The sequence below is a fragment of the Hylemonella gracilis genome (genome assembly GCF_004328645.1).
Taxonomy (GTDB): Bacteria; Pseudomonadota; Gammaproteobacteria; order Burkholderiales; family Burkholderiaceae_C; genus Hylemonella; species Hylemonella gracilis_B.
In genome coordinates this window covers 2,761,753-2,781,434 of record NZ_CP031395.1, presented here as the reverse complement: position 1 = coordinate 2,781,434, position 19,682 = coordinate 2,761,753, and the positions used below count along the sequence as shown (strand labels likewise).

The following is a 19,682-nucleotide window of genomic DNA, read 5'->3' as shown; positions in this document are numbered from 1 at the left end:
ATCAGTGCGATGGATCTTACCCGCGGGGTGACGCATGGCGGCAACGCTGGGGCAGTGCAAACCCTGAAATGAGGCTTGCTATGTTGTAATTAAAAACCATGTTCCGCATCGCTTCCAGACCCGTTTCACGCCGGGTTTCCGTCACGCGTCAGCTGTCCTGGACCATGGGCGGATTGATCGTGGCCTTGCTGCTGGCGCTGGCGGCGCTGGGGTATGGCGCGATGAGCTGGGCGGCCTCGCGGCTGGCGCCCATCCTGGCGCGACAGACGGCCGAGTTGCGTGCCGAGGCCGGTGCGGCCATCTTCCTGCAGGCACAGAACAGCGTTTTGCGCTTGCAGGAGGAATTGCTGCTGCGCCTGGAGCAGCAAAACCCGGAGGAGGCGCGGCGGCGCTTTGACGCCTTGTTCGCGCCGGGTCGGGACGGTGTCTGGCGCTTGCGCCCCGAGCGGGTGGACACCGAGAGCGCGCCCACGCTGTACCTGCGACCGGGCCCGCGCGGACCGAGCGATTCGGTTCGTCAGCGCGCCGTCGTGAGTTACCAGTTGCTGCGCGAGCAGGGGCCCGCGCTGGCACCGCCCTTTTTTTCCGTGTACATGGACTTCGTCGAGAACGGCCTGATGGTCTATGCGCGGGGCCGGGACTGGGGCGGGGCGGCCATGGCCGACGCCACCAACGCCAACTACCCGACCATGATCGGCTCGCGCCCGGAGAACAATCCGCGGCGCCGCTTGTTCTGGACGCCGGTGTACTTCGATCAGCAGGCGCAGGCCTGGATGGTTTCGGTCATCCAGCCTCTGGATTGGCGCGGTGCCTGGGTGGGCACGGTCGGCCACGACATCGTGGTCCAGACTTTGATCGATGCCGTGCGCGCGCGCAGCGTCGAGGGCGGCCTGCAGATGATCCTGAGCGCGGACGGCCAGCTTATCGCCCACCCCGATCTGCAAAACCACATCGTGCAGGCCGATGGGCAACTGGCCATTGGCAGCCTGCGTGATCCTTTGCTGGCCCAGGTGCAGGCGCTGATCACCACGGAGGAAGCGCAGGGCGGGGCGATCAGCGGGGCACGACGCATTGGCGCGACCGTGGGTGAGAACGGTCACGAGGCGTACTGGGTCGCTTGGTCCCGCATCAAGGGCCCGGACTGGCGCTGGGTGCAACTTCTGCCGCAGTCGCAGGTGGATCAGGTCCTGCGCTGGGGGGCGACTCTGACCTTCCTGATCGGCCTGTTGGGCTTGTTGCCAGCCTTGGCGATCATGCGGGTGCTGATCCGCCGCATCATCAGCCGCCCACTGCAGCGCCTGACGGTGGCGGTGGACGAACTGGGGCAGGGGCGCATGCCGGCCCCCATCGCCTTGAGCGGCCCCGACGAGCTCGGGCGGCTGGCGCGTGCCTTTGATGGCATGGTGCTGGAACTGCGCTCGGGCGAGGCGGCGCGCCGCCGTTACCTGACCGGGCTGGAGGAAGAGCACGCGCGCCTGCTGGCCCTGTTGGGCGCGATGGACCTGGGCATCCTGTTCGTGACGGCGGACAAGCAGGTCCAGTACTGCAACCGTACTTTCCTGCGCATCTGGCAGATGGACGAAAACGCCAACCTGGTGGGGCGGGCCGTGGGCGAGGTGCTGGGCGATTCGGGCGTGGAGATCGTTCAGCCTGAGCATTTCTCCAGCCATCTGCGGGAGATGTTGGGCACGCACGAAGCCCCGACCAGCTACGAGATCGCGACCGGCGATGGCCGCGTCATCGTGCAGACCGCCTACCCGGTGCGCGACGCCGAGGGGCGCTTCATCGGCCAACTCTGGATTCACGAAGATGTGACGCGGGAACGGCAGACCGCGGAGCAATTGGTGTATCTGGCCGAACGCGACGCCTTGACGGGTCTCTTCAATCGGCGTCGCTTCGAGGACGAGCTGGCGCGTTTCATCCAGGAGTCGCAGCGGCGTCATCGGCACGGCGCCCTGCTGTTCTTTGACCTGGACGAGTTCAAGCACATCAACGACACCTTCGGCCACCGTGCCGGGGACGCCGTGCTGATCCGCGTCGCCTCGGAGGTTGGCGCGCTCACGCGGCGCAACGAGCTGCTGTGTCGGCTGGGCGGCGACGAGTTCGCCGTGCTCATGCCCGATGCCCGGCAGGAGGAGGCCGAGCAACTGGCCGAACGCATCGTGCGCGCCATCGCGCTGATTCCCTTCCGCCTCGACGGGCAGAACCTGCGCCTGACGTCCAGCCTCGGCATCGCGCTGTATCCGCATGGCTCGGTCAACGCCGAGGAACTGGTGGCCCATGCCGATGTCGCCATGTACCAGGCCAAGGAAAGCGGCAAGAACGCCTGGAAGCTCTACCAGCCCGGGCGCGACACTTCGCGCAAGATGATCACGCGCCTGGGCTGGAACGACCGCATCGCCCGTGCCCTGGAGCAGGGTCTGTTTCGCCTGCATTACCAGGGCGTCTACCACACGGGCAGCGGCACCGTCTCCCATCTGGAGGTATTGATCAGGATGGTGGACGTGGACGATCCCTCCCAGCTCATCATGCCGGGGCAGTTCATCGCTCATGCCGAGAAGAGCGGCAAGATCTTGGAGATTGACCGCTGGGTGATCCGCGCCAGCATTGAGCAGCTTGCCGCCAACCCGGCCATGCCCCCGCTGGCGGTCAACATCTCCGGCCGCTCCTTCGACCAGACCAGTTTTCCGCACTACATCGCCGATCTGCTGAACATGCATGGCGTGGAACCCCGGCGCCTGCTGGTGGAGTTGACGGAAACCTCGGCGGTGTCCGATCTGCAGGATGCGGAGTGTTTCATCGAGGCCTTGCGCCAGACTGGGTGCCAGACCTGTCTGGACGATTTCGGCGCGGGTTTCGCATCCTTTGCCTACCTCAAGCACCTGAAGGTGGACCTGCTCAAGATCGACGGTCTTTTCATCCGCGACCTGCCCAAGGACAGCGACAACCAGATCTTCGTGCGCGCCATCGTGGACGTGGCGCGTGCCCTGGGCAAGCGCACGGTGGCCGAATTCGTGGAAGACGAGCAGACCCTGGAGATGGTGCGCGCCCTGGGGGTGGACCTGGCGCAGGGTTACCACCTCGATCGCCCCCGCGCCGACCATCCTGCGCTGGCCCAGGCTTTCCACTCGCACCCGGCTTCCGACCCGGTGTGAGGGTGCGTGGCGGCGCCCGCCCGGGGAACGCGGAAACAGGGCGCGGCCGCGAGGTCTTGGCCAAGGACTAAGGTCTTGGACGCATTTTTTGCGCAAATCCGGGACAATCGGGGGTTTGGTCCGTCCCATCCTGGGCGGACAACCACGATCCCATGCCATCCTTTCCCGACGTTTCCTTTTTTCCTCGTGCCGCCAAGCCGCTGACGGGCTACCGGCCCTACTGGGCCAAGCGTTTCGCTGAACGGTTTGGCGGTGCGGCGCCTTTCCTGCCCATGAGCCGCGCCGAGATGGAGCGCCTGGGCTGGGACAGCTGCGACGTGATCCTGGTGACCGGGGACGCCTACGTGGACCATCCGAGCTTCGGCATGGCCGTGGTGGGGCGCGTGCTGGAGGCCCAGGGCTTCCGCGTGGGCATCATCGCCCAGCCGGACTGGCAGAGCGCCGAGCCCTTCAAGGTGCTGGGCAAGCCCAACCTGTTCTGGGGCGTGACGGCGGGCAACATGGATTCCATGATCAACCGCTACACGGCGGACCGCAAGATCCGCAGCGACGACGCCTACACCCCGGGCGACGTGGGCGGCAAACGGCCCGACCGCGCGGCCATCGTCTACAGCCAGCGCTGCCGCGAGGCCTATCCGGACGTGCCCATCGTGCTCGGCGGCATCGAAGGCTCGCTGCGCCGCATCGCGCACTACGACTACTGGAGCGACAAGGTGCGCCGCAGCATCGTGGTGGACAGCAAGTGCGACCTGCTGCTCTACGGCAACGCCGAGCGCGCCCTGGTCGAGGTGGCGCACCGCATCGCGGCCAAGGTGCCGGTGCAGGACATCACCGACGTGCGCGGCACGGCCTTCGTGCGGCGCGAGAGCCCGCCGGGTGACGATCCCTGGTTCGAGATCGATTCCACCGAGGTGGACACGCCCGGCCATGTGGAGGAGCACATCAATCCCTACATGACCACGTCCGAGCAGGCTGCGGCCCAGGGGCAGAGCTGCAGCAAGGAGGATGGCAAGGCGGCGGATGGGGCAGCGAAGGGCGGCGAAATCGCCGTCGTGCCGACCGTGCAGCCCATCACCTTCATGGCCAACCCGGCCTTGCAGGGCCGGGGCAGCATCAAGCGCCTGCCGCGCGAGCGCACGGTGATCCGGCTGCCCAGCTTCGAGCAGGTCAAGTCCGATCCGGTCCTCTACGCCCACGCCAACCGCGTGCTCCACCTGGAAACCAACCCGGGCAATGCGCGCGCGCTGGTGCAGGCGCATGGCGAAGGGACGACGGCGCGCGATGTCTGGATCAACCCGCCGCCTATTCCGCTGACGACGGCCGAAATGGACTACGCCTTCGGTCTGCCCTATGCCCGCAGCCCGCACCCGGCCTATGCCGACGAGAACGGCAGTCATGAGGGTGCGACCAAGATCCCGGCCTGGGAGATGATCCGCTTCAGCGTGAACATCATGCGCGGTTGTTTCGGAGGCTGTACCTTCTGCAGCATCACCGAGCACGAGGGGCGCATCATCCAGAGCCGCTCGGAAGATTCGATCATTCAGGAGGTCGAGGACATCCGCGACAAGGTCAAGGGCTTCACCGGCGTCATCAGCGACCTGGGCGGCCCGACCGCCAACATGTACCGCATCGGCTGCAAGTCGCCCGAGATCGAGGCCGCCTGCCGCAAGCCCAGCTGTGTCTATCCCGGCATCTGCCAGAACCTCAACACCGACCACTCGGCCCTGATCAAGATCTACCGCCGCGCGCGTGCGCTCAAGGGTGTGAAGAAGATCCTGATCGGGTCCGGCCTGCGCTACGACCTGGCGGTCAAGAGCCCTGAGTACGTGAAGGAACTGGTGCAGCACCACGTGGGCGGCTACCTGAAGATCGCACCCGAGCACACCGAGGGCGGTCCACTGTCCAAGATGATGAAGCCGGGCATCGGCAGCTACGACCGCTTCAAGCAGATGTTCGAGCAGTACAGCGAGGAGGCCGGCAAGAAGCAGTACCTCATTCCCTACTTCATCGCCGCGCATCCGGGCACCAGCGACGAGGACATGATGAACCTCGCGATCTGGCTCAAGAAGAACGGCTTTCGCGCCGACCAGGTGCAGACCTTCTACCCCAGTCCCATGGCCACGGCCACGACCATGTACCACACGGGCCTGAACAGCCTCAAGGGCATCCACCGCGATGTGGGCGAGGACGGCCGGACCGAGAAGGTGGACATCGTGCGCGGCGAGAAACGCCGCCGTCTGCACAAGGCCTTCCTGCGCTACCACGACCCGAACAATTGGCCGCTGCTGCGGGACGCCTTGAAGGCCATGGGCCGTGCCGACCTGATCGGCAATGGCAAGCAGCACCTGATTCCGACCTGGCAACCGCTGACGGATGGTGGCTACCAGAGTGCGCGGCGCAAGAACAGCACGCCAGTTGGCAAGACGGCTCCAGTGAGGGTGACGGGTGCGGTCGCCACGGCTGCGACCCGAACCGGGGCCACGCCGCCGCCCAAGGGCCGCATCCTGACCCAGCACACGGGACTGCCGCCGCGTGAGGCAGGCACCGCCCGCAAGGGGCGCCGCGGCTGAAGTTTCCACCGGGGGCCGCGAGCGCGCGCGATAGGGACGGAAGGCGAGGCGTGGGCTGCCGTCGCTCAGCTCACGTAGTCCAGCGGCAGGACGGTGGTGAACTTCAGTTCTTCCATCGCGAAACTGCTGCTCACGTCGCTCAACGCCACGGAGCGGATCAGGCGCTGGTACACCGCATCGTAGGCGGCAATGTCGGGCACCACGACGCGCAGCAGGTAATCCACCTCGCCGCTCATGCGGTAGAACTCCAGCACTTCCGGAATCTGGCGCACCGCCTCACGGAACTGCTCAAGCCAGGCCGGGTTGTGCTGGCTGGTCTTGACCGAGACGAAGACCGTGACGCCCACGTTGAGCTTGCCGCGGTCCGCCAGCGCGACGTGGCGCGTGATGTAGCCGCGTTCGCGCAGGGCCTGCACCCGCCGCCAGCAGGGTGAGGTGGAGAGGTTGACGGCTTCCGCCAGCGTGGCCAGCGGGGTTTCCGCGTTCTCCTGCAGCAGGGCCAGCAGTCTCCGGTCGATGGCATCCAGTTTCTTGCTCATCGATAAATTATGGGATGGATTGCGGCTGATCAGGGCCCTTGACCGCAGGCAGAAGCGGCCTGCTGCGCTGCCCTTTGACACAGATCAAACCGGAGGCGGGGCCGCAGCCCCTGGCTGCTTCAGGTATACCCCCAGGTGTGGCGCGGCCGGTGGGCTCAGGCGCCGAAATCCAAGGGCAGGCCGACGTAGTTCTCGGCCACCGAGCGGGCACCAGTTTCCGAGTGGACGATGTAGTCCAGCTCGGCTTCCTGCAACTTCTGACCGATTTCGCCGTTTTCGGGGAAGCGGTGCATCAGGCTGGTGAACCACCACGAAAAACGCTCGGCACGCCAGATGCGCTTGAGGCAGCGCTCGGAATAGTGGTTGATGCCGGCCTCGCTCTTGCCTTGGTAGAACTCGGTCAGCGCGGCGCTCAGGTACTTGACGTCGGTGGCGGCCAGGTTCAGGCCCTTGGCCCCCGTGGGCGGCACGATGTGGCCCGCGTCGCCCGCCAGGAAGAGGCGGCCGAAGCGCAGCGGCTCGGTGACGAAGCTGCGCAGCGGGGCGATGCTTTTCTCGATGCTGGGGCCGGTCACCAGGTGCTCGCGCGCCTGTGGGTCCAGGCGCAGCTTGAGCTCGTCCCAGAAAGCCTGGTCGCTCCATTGCTCCACCTTGTCCGTCAGTGGAACCTGCAGGTAATAACGGCTGCGCGTGGCGCTGCGCTGCGAGCACAGCGCGAAGCCGCGCTCGCTGTTCACGTAGATCAGCTCGTGGTGCACGGGCGGTGTGTCGGACAGCAGGCCCAGCCAGCCGAAGTTGTAGACCTTCTCATACTCGCGGATGGCGGACGCGGAGGCGCTTTTCTTCACCGTGTCGCGGCAGACCCCGTGAAAGCCATCACAGCCCGCGATGAAGTCGCACTGCAACTCGTGCGTCTTGCCATCTTTCTCGTAGGTGACGCGCGGCTTGCCGGAGCCGAAGTCATGGATGGCGACGTTCGCGGCTTCGTAGATGGTCGTCAGGCCGGCCTGCTGACGCGCATCCATCAGGTCACGTGTCACCTCGGTCTGGCCATAGACCATCACGTTCTGGCCACCAGTGAGGCGGTTCATGTCGATGCGGTGGCGCTGCCCCTGGAACAGCATGTCAAAGCCGCCGTGGACCAAGCCCTCCTGGTGCATGCGCGCGCCGACGCCGATCTCGTCCATCAGGTCCATGGTGACCTGTTCCAGCACACCGGCACGGATGCGGCCCAGCACGTAGTCGCCACTCTGGCGTTCGAGTACGACGGTGTCGATGCCGGCCTTGTGCAGCAGCGCGCCCAGCATCAGGCCGGACGGACCGGCGCCGATGATGGCGACTTGGGTACGGGTGGGGTAGCTCATGGTTGTCTCCTTCGGGAATTTCGGGCTGCGCCTATCTTGCGTCCACACCACCCCTGGCGCGCGGTCGAGGTCCCAGGCTTTGCGCGACAATCGCCATGTTTGCGCGATGATCGCGCATTGAATGTGGAAAGGACGCCCCGTGATCGCCAAGGCCGACTTGATCGAGGGCATGGCCAAGGGCCTGGCCGTGTTGGAGAGTTTCGACACCGAGCGTCAGCGCCTCAACGCCACGCTGGCCGCGCAGCGCGCGGGCATCACGCGTGCCGCCGCGCGCCGGCATCTGCTTACGCTGGCGCATCTGGGCTACCTAGAGAGCGATGGTTCCTGGTTCTGGCTGGCCAGCAAGGTCTTGCGTTTCTCGGGCAGCTACCTGGCGTCCTCGCGCTTGCCGCGCGTGCTGCAGGCGCCGCTGGAGCGGCTGGCCCTGCGCACCGGGGAGTCCTTCTCGGCCGTGGTGCTGGGCGGGGACGAGGGCGTCATTGTCGCGCGCAGCAGCCCCGTGCATGCGGGCACGCCCTCCACGGTCTTGCCGTATGGCCTGCACTTGGGCGCGCGCCTGCCGGCCCACGCCACCTCCACCGGCAAGGTGCTGTTGGCGGCACTGCCCAAGCCGGAATTCAGCATCTGGCTCAAGGGCCGGCCTTTGGCACGGCTGACCGCCCATACCCTGACTGAAGCGCGTGCGCTGCGTGCCGTGATCGAGCGCGTGCGCAAGGAAGACTACTGCCTCAGCAGCGAGGAGCACGAACTCGGCGTGCACGCCCTGGCCGTTCCCGTGCGTGACAGCCAGGGCCGCACCGTGGCAGCGCTCAACGTGGTGGCCGAGACCACGCGCCTGTCGGGCGAAGAACTGAAGCGCGATTTGCTACCCTTGCTCTGGGAAACGGCGGCGGCGGTGCGTCCGTTGCTGTGATTTATCTGTCAGAGGGAGTCAGAGTAAGCATGTGCATGAAGAACCTCTTGGGCCGGGTCGTCCTGGCCTTGCTGTTGTGCGGCGCCACGGCCCTGGCGCTCGCGCAAAGCCCCGACCCCCGGGTCGAATGGCAGACCGCCGACAGCGCGAATTTCCGTGTCCATTACCGCGCCGCGCAGCGTGCCCAGGCCGAGGCGGTGGCCCGCGCCGCCGAGCGCGTTTACCCGCGCGTGACCAAAGCCTTGCAGTGGCGTGTGCGCGGACGCACCGAAATCGTCGTCATCACCGAAACCGACTTGGCCAACGGCTACACGACACCGCTGCCTTTCAACTTGATCGGTGTCATGCTCGCGCCCCCTGACGAAGGTGAGTTGCTCGAGAACAGTGCCTGGCTGGATCTGCTGCTGGTGCACGAACTGACCCATGCCGTGCACCTGGACAAGGTGCGGGGTTTTCCCAAGGCGGGGCAACACATCTTCGGCAACAACCCGTTTTTGATTCCCAATCTGTTTAATCCGTCCTGGGTGCTGGAAGGACTGGCGGTGCAGGTAGAAAGCATGCAAGCCGACGCGCAAGCCCCGGTCGACGGCGCCTGGTCCGGCCTGGGCCGCCTGCATGCCCCGGTCTACGAAGCCTGGTTGCGCGCCGAGCGCGCGCAGGGTTTCATCGGCCTGCGCGAACTCAATGCCAATGGCCGTGCGCTGCCTCTGTCCAAGCAGTACCTCTACGGCGCCTACTTCTATGACTTCCTGTTTCGGCGTTACGGCGCCGACGCGCCGCAACGCTGGGTCACGCGTTACAGCGGCAATCCTCCCTTTTGGCCGCGTCTGCACAGCAACCCCGTGGCCATCACCGGCAAGCCCCTGGACGTGCTGTGGGAGGAGTTTCTGGCCGACCGCGCGAATCAGGTGGATGCTCGCGCCGCCCACCTCCGTCGTCAGCCCGAGGTGATGGGCACGGCCCTGACCGGGCCGTTGTTTCGCATTCCCTCGGTGGCCATGCAGGCCGATGGCACGCTGCTGGCCGTGCTGGACGACGGCCTGCTGCGGCCCAAGTTGGTTCGTTTCGCGGCCGATGGCCGGCGCAGCGACCTGGCCGAAGTCAATGCCATGACGCGGGTCACAACGGCGCCGGATGGTCGTGTGCTTGTCGCCCAGCCCGATCTGTGCGACGCCTGGACGCTGGTGTATGACCTCTACGCCCTGCAAGATGGCGATTTGAAGCAACTGACCCACTGCGCACGGCTGCGCCGCGCGGTGTACGCAGGGCAGGGCGCGCAGGCCGGCATCGCGGCGCTCCAGCACGAAGCGGGCGCCACCCGCCTGGTCTGGCTGGACACACGGGGCGGGAATGAGCGGGTGGTGTACGCGCCGCCTCCGGGCTGGGACTTGAGCGATCTGGCCGCAGACGAGCGCAGCATCAGCGTCGTCTCGCACCGGGGCGCCGATTGGCGCATCCTGCAATTCGATCTGGCTCAAGCGCAGGCCGCGCCGCGCACCCTGCTGCGCCGCGACCGGCCCATCCATGGCCTGGCGCAAGACCGCGCGGGGCTCACCATGGTGCTGGCAGAGGATGGGGAGTCCAATGTCTGGCGCTTGGAAGGCGCGCGTCTGTCACGCCTGAGTCATGCCTACACCGGCGTCACGGCCCAGTCAGGTCTTGCCGCCGACGGCAGCCTGGGCCTGGTGGCCGTCACCCGGGGCGGGCAGGCATTGCGACGTTTGGCCGACACGCAGGCCTTGCAAGGCATCGCCGTGGAGACCAGCGAGACGCCGCCCATGGTTCCCATTGCTTCCGTGCCCACTCAGGCCGGCGCGCCGACGCCGCAGGGCAGTGCAGAGGCTGGGCACGCCTTGAACGGCGACGCACGGAGCGCTGGCGACCTGGGCGTGGCCCGGGACTACGCCGCCTGGCGTTCCATGTACCCGCGCTGGTGGGCGCCCGTGCTGTCTTCGGACCATGGCCTTCTTACCGTGGGCGTGCTGACCGATGGCAGCGACGCCCTGGGCTGGCACCAGTACGCCGCCATGCTGGCCTTGGAAGCCACGCAGCAGGAAACCGTGGGCAGCCTCGAATACCTCTATCGCGGCCAGCACCACCTGGCGCTGAGCCGCAGGGTCGAGGCGCGCGCCTGGACGGGGGGACGCAGTGACCCGGAAACCACGGCCTACAAACGCGACACCCAGGTGCAATGGCTGAGTACGGCCCTGTGGCCGACCCTGGAGCGGCGTTTCACCCTGGGCCTGGGTGCCGCGCTGGAGCGCAGTGAGTGGGTGGACGTGGACAGCGAGAACGAGAGCGAGAAAGTGCACCGCCTGGAAGACACCCGCCTGGCCGCTGCCTTGATGGACTACGACAGCCGGGGTGCCAACTGGCGCAGCGAAGGTGCGAACCGGGGCCTGAACGCCCGCCTGCTCTACGAGAGCTACGCACCCTTCGCTGGTGAAGATGGTGACGACCTGCCCCGTGACGGGGACTACAACGGCGGCGTGCTGCGCACGGACTTGCGCGGCTTTGTTCCCCTGGGGCGCACCGTGCTGGGCCTGCGCTACACCGAGGCCCGAGCCCAAGGACGGACCGAGGCCTTTCAACTCGGCGGCGCGACCGACGAGAACCTGCAGCTCGGTGTCCAACTCGGCAACCGCACCCTCGCGCTGCGCGGCTACAGCGGTGACGAGCCTGAACTGCAGGGCGTCAACGCACGTGTGGCCAGCCTTGAATGGCGCACGCCCCTGGCCGACATCGACCGTCACCTCATGGTCCCGGCCGTAGGCATCAATCGCCTTTCCGCCAGCCTGTTCTACGACGTGGGGGGCGTCTGGGGCCGGGACGAGGACGCGCCCTCAGCCTACTGGCGAGGCGTGGGGGTGGAGCTGCTGGGGGAGTTGAAATTGCTGTACGTGATGGGACTGCAGGTGCGGCTGGGCGTCGCCAAGGGGCTGGATGGGCCGCAGGAGACGCATGGGTATCTGACGGTTGGAAGGGCGTTTTGAGCGCCAAGTCACACGGTTAAAAAGCGGGCAATGGAACATCGCGTGAGCCAGAGGGCCGATTCGTTATCAAGGCAGACCCCATGAAACGCACCATTCGCTCAATTGCTTTGGCGTTCATCTTGGCGTTTTTAATGGGCTGTGGCCCCCGTGATGTCAATCAGAAATTCCCACTCATGAAAGAGAGCATGGAATGGTTGAAGTCCTATTGCGAAAATGACGTGGAGCTAATGACGCTTTGGCGGGGCCAGGGCGTGTCAATTAAATTTGAATGCTCTGTCGATAGATCAGTCGATCTAACAGTATTGGATACTGAATTGGCTGCAAGAGGTTTTTCGTTTGTCGCTGAGTACAAGCCGACAAAAACTTGGTGCAAAGACGGGATTGGCTTTCACGTAACAGGTAACCAGGGAATGCGAGCGAGTTCTTATTACCCTAGCTCAAGCTGCAGTTGAAAACCGAAAAAAGAAAACCGAGGGACAAGTCTTTGGGGGCTAACAGCAATTTCGTTCTAGTTCGACCAAGGAGGTTCAATAGTTTCCTTTGTTCTCGCCCTTGAGTCGCCCCGGTAATCGAGGGCGCTGAAGCCCCCGAGTTGCCCGCGCAGCTAAACCGACACCCCAGGCCGAGTCCGATAAAACGTCAACGGCACTTCCCGCGCCTGCTGCTTGATCACCGAGGGCTTGATCTTGCCCACGACGTGCATCTCGCAGGGCTTGCAGTCGAAGCGCAGGGTGAATTTCTCCTTGCCCTGGGTGATGGTCATGGGCTCGGCGCGCACGGTGCCTTGCACGCCGGTGACGCCCTTGGCCTGCTTGGGGCACAGGCTCAATGAAAAGCGCACGCAGTGCTTGGTGATCATGAGGCTGGCTTCGCCCAGTTCCTCGTGGCTTTCGTAGGCAGCATCGATCACCTTCACGCCATGGCGGGCGTAGAAGGCGGCGGCCTGGCTGTTGTAGACGTTGGCCAGGTAGCTCAGCGTGTCTTCGGGGTAGGGCACGGGCGGTTCCACCGGCTGGGCCTTGGGCAGGCGTTGCCAGGTCGCAGCGCGCGCGGCTTCGAGCGCGGCCACGGCGTCGCGGCGCAGGGCGTTGAGCAGGCTGGCGGGGACGAACCAAGGCTGGCTCAGTTCCAAGATGATGTTCTGCGCTTCCGCCTCGAAGAGCGTGCCGCCGAGTTTGCCCAGGTGCTCGCGCAGCGTGGCTTCGGCGCGGGCCGCGTCCTTGGCGGCTTCGTGCGGATACCGCAGCTCGGCGCTTGCGCCGTGCTGACCGTCGCTGAGGGTTAGGGCGAAACCGGTGTCTGTTTCCTGCAGGGTCAACGTGACGGGGATCAGGCGCTCGGCGGATTTTTTGTCGAGCAGGCGTTCCCAGGCCATGTCGCGGTTGCGGCTGATCTCCGCGTCCTTGCGCAGGTCCTTGAGCGCGGAAACCGCCTGGCCCTGCATCTCCTTGGGCATGTTGGGGAAGACGCGCCAGAGCCTACCGCCCAGGGACTGCGCCACGTTCACCGGCACGCCCTGCAGTTCGCCTTGGCGGTCCCACCAGGTCAGGGCGTCGCCGTTGTTCAGGGCCAGTTCGGCGCTGTTCAGTTCCACGTCGAAGCTGTCGGCGTGGACGCGCGTGACATGGCCGATGGCAATGCCGGCGTGCTTGGGCGTGTCGAAGGCGCCGATGTCCTCCCGGCGGCCGTTGACGAAGTAGTCCGTGCCGCCGCGGTTGAAGCCGCGCTCGGGGTCGGGCGCGAAGGTGTAGCGGCAGTGGCCGTCGGAGCTGGCGGCGAATTCGGGGCGGCGTTCCAGCAATTGGTCCACCAGTTGGCGGTAATGCGCCGTCACGTTCTTGACGGTCGCCATGTCCTTGTAGCGCCCTTCGATCTTGAAGCTGCGGATGCCCGCGTCGACCAGGGCCTCGAGGTTGGCGCTCTGGTCGTTGTCCTTGAGCGAGAGCACATGCTTGTCGTGCGCGACGATGCGGCCCGCGCTGTCCGTCACCGTCCAGGGCTGGCGGCATTCCTGGCTGCAACTGCCCCGGTTGGCGCTGCGGCCCGTGACGGCATGGCTGATGTAGCAGTTGCCGCTGTAGGCCACGCAGAGCGCGCCGTGGATGAAGAACTCGAGCGTGGCGTCGCGGACTTCGGCCTTGATCGCGCCGATCTGCTTCAGCGTCAGCTCGCGCGCCAGCACCATTTGCGAGAAGCCTGCGTCCTGCAGGAAGCGGGCTTTCTCCGGCGTGCGGATGTCGGTCTGGGTACTGGCGTGCAGCTGGATAGGCGGCAGGTCCAGCATGGTCAGGCCCATGTCCTGCACGATCAGCGCGTCCACACCCGCGTTCCACAGGTCCCAGGCCATGCGGCGCGCGCCCTCGAGTTCGTCGTCACGCAGGATGGTGTTGTGCGTGACGAAGATGCGCGCGCCATGGTGGTGGGCGTGGGCGCAGAGCCGCTCGATTTCGCCGATGGGGTTGCCGGCCTTGTCGCGCGCGCCGAAGGAGGGGCCGCCGATGTAGACGGCGTCCGCGCCGTGGTTGATCGCCTCGATGCCGATGGCGGCGTCGCGGGCGGGGGCGAGGAGTTCGAGGTGCTGGGCGAGGCGGGACGACATGATGGGGCGGGATTATCCCAGCCTGAAACGACAAACGCGGCCGAGGCCGCGTTTGCTGGGGTGACCAGTAGGACGGGGTTCGCTCGTCGCTTGGCCGCCGGTACGGCTTACTTGATCTTGGCCTTGGCCCGCAGATTCTTCTGGAATTCCTCGAACTTCTGCTTGCCGATTTCCTGGGCCATCTGGGGTTTCACGTCATCGAGCGAGGGCAACTGGATGTCGCGCACGTCTTCCACCTGGAGCAGGTGCCAGCCGAACTGGGTCTGCACCGGCGCTTCGCTGGTCTGGCCCTTGCCGAGTGCCTGCAGGGCGGCGGCGAATTCGGGCACATACCCCTGGGCGGGCGCCCAGTCCAGGTCACCGCCGCGCGGGGCGGAGCCCGGGTCCTTGGAGTGTTGCTTGGCCAGGGCGTCGAACTTCGCGCCCTTCTTGAGCTGGGCCAGCAGGGCCAGCGCCTCGGCCTCGGTGGCGACCAGGATGTGGCGGGCGTGGTATTCCTTGCCGCCATTGGCGGCCACGAAGCGCTGGTATTCGGCCTGGAAGTCGGCGTCGGTGACCGGGTTGGTTTCCTGGAAGCGGGTCACCAGTTCACGGATCAGCAGCGATTCCTGCGCGAACTCGATTTGTGCGCGGTACTCGGGCGTGGCCGCGAGACCCTGGCGGCGTGCTTCCTGCGCCAGCAGTTCACGGTCGATCACGGCCTGCTTGAGCTCTTCCATGATTTCCGGCGTGGGCGGCTGGCCGCGCAGCACCTGGCGAGCCAGCGCGTCCACGCGCGCCGTGGGGATGGGCTTGCCGTTGACGACGGCCAGGTTTTGGGCCTGGGCGACGGAAGCGGGCAGGGCCAGCGCGCCAAGCACGAGGGCGGCGGACAGGGCCGTGGAAGTCGCGGAAAGCGTTTTCTTCATGATGGTTCAGAAGGAGGAAAGAAGGGGAAAACGGTGGAGGAAGGGCGAGCTTCAGAGGATCTCGATGGCCAGCGCATGCACGCTGCCTCTGGGTTCGCCGTGGGTGCCTGCGGCGGCACTGTGCTTGTTGTGGGGGTCGAAAAAATCGTGCAGCGCATCATACACAAGGCGGTGTTGCGCCAGGCGCGCTTGGCCCGCGAACCGCGGGCTGGCGATGCGCACCCGGAAATGGGTGCCGTAGCCCGTGCCGTTCGATCCGGCGTGGCCCAGGTGGGCAGCGCTTTCGTCCAGGACTTCCAGCGCAGTGGTTTGCAGGCGTTCCTGCAGCACGGCGTGCATGCGCGCGGCCATGTCCCGCTCGTTCATGGGGCGTCAACGTCCTTGCCGGGCGCGGTTTCGGTCTTGAGGTGGCGCGCGACGTAGAAGCCCTGGCCGACGATGAAGACCAGGGGGAAGACATAACCCCAGAGCTTGAAGTTGACCCAGGTCTCGGTGCTGAAATAAGCTGCCACGTAGCCGTTGATGGCCGCCATGAAGGCGCAGTACACGACCCAGGCGCCGTTGAGCCGCATCCACACGGCGTCCGGCAGGCTGAGCTGGCTGCCCAGCAGCAGCTTGAGGAAGTTCTTGCGCAGGCCCCAGACGGCCACGCCCAAGGCCAGGGCCATGGCGGCGTAGAGCACCGTGGGTTTCCACTTGATGAAGCGGTCGTCGTGCAGGGTCAGGGTGAGCGCGCCGAAGATCAGGATCAGCGCCAGCGTGATCTTGTGCATGGCCTGCAGTTTGCGGTCGATGCTGTAGATGATGGCCATCTGCACGACGGTGGCGGCCATCAGCACGGCGGTGGCGGTGTAGATGCCGTAGAGCTTGTAGGCCCCGAAGAAGAAGAGCAGGGGGAGAAAGTCGAGCAGGAGTTTCATCAGGAAATTATCTGCGAGGAGCAAGACCGAAAAACCAGGGCACTCGCGGAACTGGCTTTGCCAGGCCGCTGAGTGCGTCCCCCTGCCACCTAAGGTTGGCGTTCAGGGGCGAAGGCGCGTAGCGCCTCAGGGGGTCAACTCTTATGTTCCAGCGCGGCCGAGTTCATGCAATAGCGCAGTCCGGTGGGTGTCGGGCCGTCTTCGAAGACATGGCCGAGGTGCGCGCCGCACTGGCTGCAGACAGTTTCCACGCGCACCATGCCATGGCTCATGTCGTGGCGTTCCTCGATGGCCTGTGGGGTGACCGGTTCGGAGAAGCTGGGCCAGCCACAACCGGCGTCGAACTTGGTGTCCGATTCGAACAGGCGTGCGCCGCAGCAGATGCAGTGGTAGCTGCCGGCCTGCCAGAAGTTCTCGTACTTGCCGGTATAGGGGCGCTCGGTCGCGGCGTGGCGCGTGACTTGGTAGGCGCCGGGTTCGGCGTGCTTGGCGGCGAGCAGGGCCTGCCACTCGGCGGCGGATTTCTGGATGGCGTAGCTCATGGTGCGGCTCAGAGGTCAAGAAAGAAGGGGCAACAAGGGGTCAGGCAGAGGCTCAGGACGAGCAGCTGATTTCGATGGAGGACGCCCAGTCGGGCGGGAAGCCGGCCTCGGCCTCATGGCCAGGGTGCTCGTCGTGCGGGCGTTCCAGCAAAGCGAGCAGCCGGGCCACGCCGCTCTGGTCTTGTTCACGGGCCCGACGGATGGCTTGCTCGCCCAGCCAGTTGCGCAGCACGAACTTGGGGTTCACGCTGAGCATGGTGTGTGCGCTGTCCGGCTGGTTCTCTTGGCTCAGGCGCGTTTCGTAGCGGCCCAACCAGGCGTCGAAAGGGGCGGTGTCGATGAACAGGTCGCGCAGGGCCTGCGCCTCGGAGGCGCCCCGTACGCTGGCCGCGACGTGTTGGCTCAGGCGCCGCCAGAAAATCGTGTAGTCCGTGCGCTCGCCGGCCAGCAGTCGCAAGGTGGCTTCGAGCAGGGGCCGGTCGTCGGCTTGTTCCGTGCGCAGGCCCAGCTTGGCGCGGTAGCGCAGGTCGAGTTCGAGCGGGAAGCGCTCGCGGTACACATCCACGGCGGCCTGGGCCAGGGTTTCGTCTTCGATCAGCGGCATGAGCGCCTGGGCCAGTGCGTGCAGGTTCCAGTAAGCCACGTTGGGCTGGCGCGCGTAGGCGTAACGGCCCTGCGTGTCGCTGTGGTTGCAGATGTGGCCCGGGTCATAGCCGTCGAGGAACTGATAGGGGCCGTAGTCCAGAGTCAGGCCCAGGATGCTCATGTTGTCCGTGTTCATCACGCCATGGCAGAAGCCCACGGCCTGCCAGTGCGCCAGCAGCACCGCCGTGCGCTCGCTCACGGCCGCCAGCAGGGCAGCGTAGGCATTGCCTTGGTAGGCGTCGGTGGTGCGGCACTCGGGGTAGTACCGGTCGATCACGTAGTCGGCCAGCACGCGCAGTTCATCGAACTGCTCGCGCGACGCGAAATGCTCGAAGTGGCCGAAGCGGATGAAGCTGGGCGCCACGCGGGTGACGACGGCGGCGGTTTCGACGGTCTCGCGGCGCACCGGCGCGTCCGAGCCCGTGACGCAGAGCGCGCGCGTAGTCGGCACGCCCAGCGCGTGCATGGCCTCGCTGGCCAGGAATTCGCGGATGGAGGAGCGCAGCACGGCGCGGCCATCGCCCATGCGGGAATAGGGCGTGCGGCCCGCGCCTTTGAGCTGGATTTCCAGGCCGCTGTCCGTCTCGCCCTGTACTTCACCAAGAAGCAGGGCGCGGCCGTCGCCCAGTTGCCCGGCCCAGACACCGAACTGATGGCCGCTGTAGACGGTGGCCACGGGCGCGCTGCCAACCAGGGGTGCGTTGCCCGTCAGGGCGGCCAACAGGTCTTCGGATGTGGTCCAGTCTGGCGCCAGGCCTAGCCAATCGCCGACCGCGCGGCTTTGGCCCACCCAATAGGGCGGATGCGTGGCGGGCAGAGACTGGGGTGCGAGCGCGGTGACGTAAGCCGGGCCGAGCTGGGCGTAGCGGTTGTTCCACCGCAGGCCCGTGCGCACCGGTGCGGGTACACCTGGGGCCTGGGCGGTGGTGTCGAGGACGGTGGACATGGGCGGATTGTCTCGCAGCCCGCCCGCCCCTGGCCGGGTGAGGTTATGGCGCGGGCGCGGCGCCGCGCTCGTACCAGCCCTTGCTGCGGTTGACCACGCGCACCACCAGCAGCATCACGGGCACCTCGATCAGCACGCCGACCACGGTGGCCAGCGCCGCGCCCGACTCAAAGCCAAACAGGCTGATGGCGGCGGCCACGGCCAGTTCGAAGAAGTTGGACGCGCCGATCAGCGCCGAGGGGCAGGCGATGTCGTGCTTTTCGCCCACGGCGCGATTGAGTATGTAGGCCAGCGCCGAATTGAAGAAGACCTGGATCAGGATGGGCACGGCCAGCAGGGCGATGACCAACGGCTGGCGCAGGATGGCTTCGCCCTGGAAGGCGAACAACAGCACCAGCGTGAGCAGCAAGGCCACCATCGACCACGGGCCGATCCTGCGCATGGCTGCGTCGAAGGCGGCGGGCCCGCGCGCCAGCAGCGCACGCCGCCAGAGCTGGGCGATGAGCAGCGGCACAACGATGTAGAGCAACACCGAGATCAGCAGCGTGGCCCAGGGCACGGTGATCGCGGCCAGGCCCAGCAAGAGCGCCACCAGCGGCGCGAAGGCGATCAGCATGATGCCGTCGTTGAGTGCCACCTGGGTCAGCGTGAACAGCGGGTTGCCGCCAGTCAGGCGGCTCCAGACGAAGACCATGGCGGTGCAGGGCGCGGCCGCCAGCAGGATCAGCCCCGCAATGTAGCTGTCAATCTGGTCGGCGGGCAGCCAGGGCGCGAACAGTTGGCGGATGAAGAGCCAGCCCAGCAGGGCCATCGAGAAGGGTTTGACCAGCCAGTTCACGAACAGCGTGACGCCCATGCCGCGCCAATGCGAGCGCACCTCGCGCAGCGCGCCGAAGTCCACCTTGACCAGCATGGGGATGATCATCACCCAGATCAGCAGGCCCACAGGCAGGTTGACCTGCGCGACTTCCATGCGACCGATGGTCTGGAATAACTTGGGCAGCCATAGTCCCAGTGCCACGCCCGCCACGATGCACAGGGCCACCCACAGCGTGAGGTAGCGCTCGAAAAGGTTCATGTCCTGTTTTTTCATGTCGCTCAGCTCTTCTCAATGGCTTCGAGCGCCATCTGCAGTTCCGCGTCGTTCAGGGTGTCGAGTGGCAATTGCGCCAGTTGCAGCATGCGGTAGCCGATGGCCTGCCGCGTCAGTTCGAAGGCCTGGCGTTTCTGGTCTTCGGGGGCCTTGGACGGGTCAGCGTAACCCCAATGCACCTGCACCGGGCTGCCGGGCCAGTAGGGGCAGGGTTCGGCCGCGGCCTGGTCGCAGACGGTGATGACCACGCGCATGGGGGGCGCGTCAGGGCCTGCGAATTCGTCCCAGGTCTTGGAGCGGAAGTCGGTGGTGTCCACGCCGGCCTGGGCCAGCGCCTCGAGGGCGTGGGGGTTGACGCGGCCGCTGGGCGCGCTGCCCGCGCTGTGGGCCTGGATGTGCTTGCCGAGCCGGCCAGCCCAGTGGTTTAGCATACCTTCGGCGAGCACGCTGCGCGCCGAGTTGTGGGTGCAGAGGATCAGGACATGGGTGTTCATC

The 19,682-nt window shown here is 66.2% G+C and carries 15 protein-coding genes; 5 read left to right on the top strand and 10 right to left on the bottom strand.

Going from position 1 to position 19,682, the window contains the following annotated elements:
- Positions 1-98: 98 nt before the first annotated feature.
- On the top strand, positions 99-3,155 hold the full coding sequence (locus tag DW355_RS13035) for an EAL domain-containing protein (RefSeq protein ID WP_131280667.1): 3,057 nt from the start codon (positions 99-101) through the stop codon (positions 3,153-3,155).
- Between the two features lie 152 nt (positions 3,156-3,307).
- Positions 3,308-5,725, top strand: coding sequence for a YgiQ family radical SAM protein (locus tag DW355_RS13030; protein WP_131280666.1), 2,418 nt, complete (start codon positions 3,308-3,310; stop codon positions 5,723-5,725).
- A 65-nt stretch (positions 5,726-5,790) separates the two neighbouring features.
- Here the strand turns inward: DW355_RS13030 and DW355_RS13025 are convergent, their stop codons facing one another.
- Positions 5,791-6,252: an Lrp/AsnC family transcriptional regulator gene (locus tag DW355_RS13025; protein WP_278249382.1), complete on the bottom strand. Its 462-nt coding sequence runs from the start codon at positions 6,250-6,252 to the stop codon at positions 5,791-5,793.
- Between the two features lie 167 nt (positions 6,253-6,419).
- Entirely contained in the window at positions 6,420-7,628 is a 1,209-nt protein-coding gene (gene pobA / locus DW355_RS13020; RefSeq protein ID WP_131280663.1) for a 4-hydroxybenzoate 3-monooxygenase, read from the bottom strand.
- A gap of 121 nt (positions 7,629-7,749) precedes the next feature.
- Here pobA and DW355_RS13015 point away from each other — a divergent pair, with 121 nt between their 5' ends.
- From DW355_RS13015 to DW355_RS13005, 3 genes are all read left to right on the top strand, one after another.
- Positions 7,750-8,541: an IclR family transcriptional regulator domain-containing protein gene (locus DW355_RS13015; RefSeq protein WP_131280661.1), complete on the top strand. Its 792-nt coding sequence runs from the start codon at positions 7,750-7,752 to the stop codon at positions 8,539-8,541.
- Between the two features lie 35 nt (positions 8,542-8,576).
- On the top strand, positions 8,577-11,534 hold the full coding sequence (locus tag DW355_RS13010; protein WP_131280660.1) for a hypothetical protein: 2,958 nt from the start codon (positions 8,577-8,579) through the stop codon (positions 11,532-11,534).
- 80 nt (positions 11,535-11,614) lie between these two features.
- Positions 11,615-11,986 (top strand): hypothetical protein, encoded by a 372-nt coding sequence (locus tag DW355_RS13005; protein WP_131280658.1) that lies wholly within the window; start codon positions 11,615-11,617, stop codon positions 11,984-11,986.
- 152 nt (positions 11,987-12,138) lie between these two features.
- Here the strand turns inward: DW355_RS13005 and DW355_RS13000 are convergent, their stop codons facing one another.
- From DW355_RS13000 to DW355_RS12965, 8 genes are all read right to left on the bottom strand, one after another.
- Complete coding sequence (locus DW355_RS13000) at positions 12,139-14,133, bottom strand: peptidase U32 family protein (protein WP_131280656.1); 1,995 nt, start codon at positions 14,131-14,133, stop codon at positions 12,139-12,141.
- A gap of 107 nt (positions 14,134-14,240) precedes the next feature.
- Positions 14,241-15,041 (bottom strand): peptidylprolyl isomerase, encoded by an 801-nt coding sequence (locus DW355_RS12995; RefSeq protein WP_131280654.1) that lies wholly within the window; start codon positions 15,039-15,041, stop codon positions 14,241-14,243.
- A 51-nt stretch (positions 15,042-15,092) separates the two neighbouring features.
- Complete coding sequence (locus tag DW355_RS12990; RefSeq protein WP_131280653.1) at positions 15,093-15,407, bottom strand: BolA family protein; 315 nt, start codon at positions 15,405-15,407, stop codon at positions 15,093-15,095.
- A complete protein-coding gene (locus DW355_RS12985; RefSeq protein ID WP_131280651.1) occupies positions 15,404-15,961 on the bottom strand; it encodes a septation protein A in 558 nt (185 codons plus the stop codon). Before DW355_RS12985 ends, DW355_RS12990 begins: the two co-directional genes overlap by 4 nt.
- A gap of 134 nt (positions 15,962-16,095) precedes the next feature.
- Positions 16,096-16,503, bottom strand: a complete 408-nt coding sequence (gene msrB, locus DW355_RS12980; RefSeq protein WP_131280650.1) for a peptide-methionine (R)-S-oxide reductase MsrB — start codon at positions 16,501-16,503, stop codon at positions 16,096-16,098.
- A gap of 52 nt (positions 16,504-16,555) precedes the next feature.
- The gene (locus DW355_RS12975) at positions 16,556-18,094 is read right to left on the bottom strand and encodes a protein adenylyltransferase SelO (RefSeq protein ID WP_131280648.1); all 1,539 of its coding nucleotides are present in this window, start codon (positions 18,092-18,094) and stop codon (positions 16,556-16,558) included.
- A gap of 43 nt (positions 18,095-18,137) precedes the next feature.
- Complete coding sequence (gene arsB / locus DW355_RS12970; protein WP_131280646.1) at positions 18,138-19,187, bottom strand: ACR3 family arsenite efflux transporter; 1,050 nt, start codon at positions 19,185-19,187, stop codon at positions 18,138-18,140.
- Between the two features lie 5 nt (positions 19,188-19,192).
- Positions 19,193-19,681, bottom strand: coding sequence for an arsenate reductase ArsC (locus DW355_RS12965; protein ID WP_131280644.1), 489 nt, complete (start codon positions 19,679-19,681; stop codon positions 19,193-19,195).
- Position 19,682 lies beyond the last annotated feature (1 nt).